2 protein-coding genes, 1 other RNA gene and 1 pseudogene are annotated in these 2,973 nt (G+C 55.1%); 2 read left to right on the forward strand and 2 right to left on the reverse strand.

What is annotated here, in order from left to right; translation table 11 throughout:
• Both F7C11_RS02050 and rnpB read left to right on the forward strand, forming a co-directional pair.
• Positions 1 to 899, forward strand: a pseudogene (locus F7C11_RS02050) (hypothetical protein); the annotation flags it as partial.
• Between the two features lie 41 nt (positions 900 to 940).
• Positions 941 to 1,262, forward strand: an RNA gene (gene rnpB, locus F7C11_RS02055) — RNase P RNA component.
• Here the strand turns inward: rnpB and F7C11_RS02060 are convergent.
• Both F7C11_RS02060 and F7C11_RS02065 read right to left on the reverse strand, forming a co-directional pair.
• Positions 1,248 to 2,096 carry a DMT family transporter gene (locus F7C11_RS02060; RefSeq protein WP_297090466.1) on the reverse strand — a complete coding sequence of 283 codons (849 nt, stop codon included), beginning with the start codon at positions 2,094 to 2,096 and terminating at the stop codon, positions 1,248 to 1,250. The genes rnpB and F7C11_RS02060 overlap by 15 nt on opposite strands.
• Positions 2,093 to 2,973, reverse strand: an 881-nt coding sequence (locus F7C11_RS02065; protein ID WP_297090467.1) for a DNA primase small subunit PriS, incomplete at its 5' end; no start/stop codon positions are given. The genes F7C11_RS02065 and F7C11_RS02060, both read right to left, overlap by 4 nt.

Here is a 2,973-nt window from a genome sequence, read left to right on the forward strand (position 1 = left end):
GCGGGACGTACAGATACTCCAGGGAAATCCCCGTCAAGTTTGGGGTTAATCTTGTGGGGGCTTCCCTTCAGTCGGAGACGGTAAAGCTCGGGGAAGAAAACAGAGCCTATCTAACCCTCCTTTCGGAGAGGAACGTTAACCTGAATCTCACCGTGGAAACGTACAGGAACGGGACTTTGGTCGCAAGAACCGTTGAGCCCACAGTGATCAAGGGCGGTACAAACGTCCTTGAGGTGAACCTTCCAACCAACGTATCCGGAGAGCTGACGTCCCTCATAGAGCTGACATTTGATGGGAGGATTATAGGGGAGAGCAACGTCTCGTACAAGGTTCTTGCACCACCCTTCATAAAAAACGTGACTTACGAGAGGGTCACCACTGATGAGGTCGTCTTCAGAATAGTCATTGACAACCCGAACTATGAACCCTTGGAGGGGCAGCTTTCTTACAGAATAGTGGCCAATGGGAGTGTTCTTTACAAGGACTCTTTGGGGAGCACGATAAGGCCCGGAGTCAACGAGGTCTCCCTGAGGTTCAAGCTCCCGATGAAACAGATCGTCGGGTATGAATTTACCCTCAGCGCGATGGGCGAAACCAGCGTTTCCAGAGGTGAGCTGTATCTGGAGCCTCCCGCCCCACCAACGACGACCACACCAACCACCACAACTGCGTCGAACACCACGACAACGACCCCCGCCGGAACGTCAGCCGGGCTCTGGCTTGGCGTTCTTGTAGTGGTGTTCCTCCTGCTGGTTGCCGGGGCGTTCTACTACACCCGTGAGGGCGGAAAATCCAGGAAACGCACCCGTCCCAAACCCAAGAGGCGCTCGCCCCTTGGTAGATTCAAGAGGCCGAAGGAGCCCAAATTCCGGGAGAACAAGGAACTCCCGAAGAAGTGAATACCAAACTTTTTTATCCATCTTTTCTCTACTCCCTTCAGGTGAGGGGGTCGGGGGCTCTCGGGGCACTCCCGAGGAAGTTCCGCCCACCGCACCGGGGCCGCGGTGCCGCAAGGCACCTCCCGAGAGGGAGGGCAACGGCGCAGAAACGACACGGCCCCCGGGAGATGTGGATGACGCGTGCGAAGGGCCCGGCGACGGGCACCGAGTTAACCCGCGGACAATCCCGGGGGATGCGGTGAAACGGCCGTCCCGCGGGGTGCAAGGCCGAGGGAGGGGCGATGAGTTCCCGGTGGGAGCCCCGTGGTAGGCCGCTCAGTCGAATGTCCCCTTGAGACAGAAGGCGGGCTACGACCCCCTCACCTTAACATCCAGCAGGGATGCCAGAAGTATCAGCGCTCCTCCGAGTGCCGTTCTGATTCCCGGAACTTCTCCGAATATCAGGAACGCGTAGACCACCGCGCTCATGGGGTCAAGGTAGCTCAGAAGGGCCGCCTCGTTGACCTCAACTTCCTTCAGCCCATCCATGTACAGGAAGAGTGCCAGTACGGTGTGCACGGCCACAAGAACCAGAACCGCCCACCAGACGGGCTCTCCAACGCCCGATGCGGCAATGAACGGTGCTAATACGACTGATGCTATGGCAAGCTGGAGGAATGTGAGGGTTTTTCCATCCACGTCGCGCAGAAATCGTCCCAGGTTTGGAATCAGCGAATAGAAAAAAGCCGCTATCGCTGCCAGCAGGATTCCAACAAAGTCCCTGTTCCCTAGGTCGACCTTCTGCCCGCTCATTATCAGGATGAGCCCGGCAAATGCCATTCCTATCAGGAGCCACCTTTTCAGGGTCAGCCTCTCCCCGAGGAATCTCCACGAGATTAGGGTCGCTATTATCGGGGCCATATAATAGACGAGGACCGCGTTTGCTATGGTGGTGTAGTTGAAGGCGGTGAAGAGGAATACCCAGTTTAAGGCCAGGGCGACTCCCAGGGCGAGCAGGGGCTTCCATTTGGCCTTCACAAGTGAAGGAAGCGTTGAGACCCATCCCCTGCTGCCCGTCAGGATGGGCAACAGCAGGATGGCCCCGAGTGACACCCTGAAGAACGCAACCCCTAACCCCGACAGGTTTGAGAAGCGGGCGAATATTCCAACACTTCCCCAGATAAGCATTGAAACAGTGATTTTCAGTCTTCCGTTCACATCTCATCCCCGTGCTCTTCCAGCCATTCCTCGTAGGCTTCCCTGACCTCTTCCTTCCTGAACCCAGGTACCGCGTCCCTGAATGGGTTGAACCTTTCGAGCTTCCTTTCATCCGAGCCGATGTACGTCGCCACGAGACCCACCTTGGAATGCAGGCTTGAGGGCAGGCGGAGGATCCTTTTGACATCGACCGTAACGCGGCCGTCGAAGTAGGCCTTTGAGAAGGTGCTTGATGAGTTCAGAAGAATCATCAATCCGCTTTTGTGTATTCCTTTTTTTGGAGGTCTTCTGAGGGAGGATGGAAATGCAATATTGGGAGATTTTGCATTTAGAACAAAGTCGTTGTATATCTTGTCCCTATTTTCGAGCACATCTTTTATCTGCCTCTCACTTAACCCAAAATTCCTTAAGTGATTCTCGGATACCCTTTTCAGGAAATATCCGAATCTAGCTCTGAACACCCGGTAATACCCAGAGGACAACATTATTTTATTGCTTTGAACGTCCTTCTTGTAATCAAGCTCTTCCGCAGCACTTACATACGCCAGTATCCTCTCCCTGGCCTTTCCATCGAGGGCAAGTGCCCAGTCATCGAGAACTCTTATATGGTAGCCTCTCCCGGAATAAACGACGTGAACGTTCTCAAATCCGAAATCTTCCTTCAGGACTACAAGGGTATCCCTTGCTAGCTCCTTTGCGTCCTCCAGGCATATCGGACACACCTGCCCGTGCTCATGGATGTGCGAGCATCTCCTCAGGGGCAGGTCCTTCGCGTCTATGTCGAAGACCAGCTCCGCCCCGAGCCAGCCACCCATGCTTTTCGGCTCCTCGTAGAGCGCAACGCTTGAGTATATCGCGTATGGGGCCGTTGCCCTCA

Origin of the sequence: Thermococcus sp., from assembly GCF_015521605.1 — an archaeon.
In the GTDB taxonomy this organism is placed as follows: domain Archaea; phylum Methanobacteriota_B; class Thermococci; order Thermococcales; family Thermococcaceae; genus Thermococcus.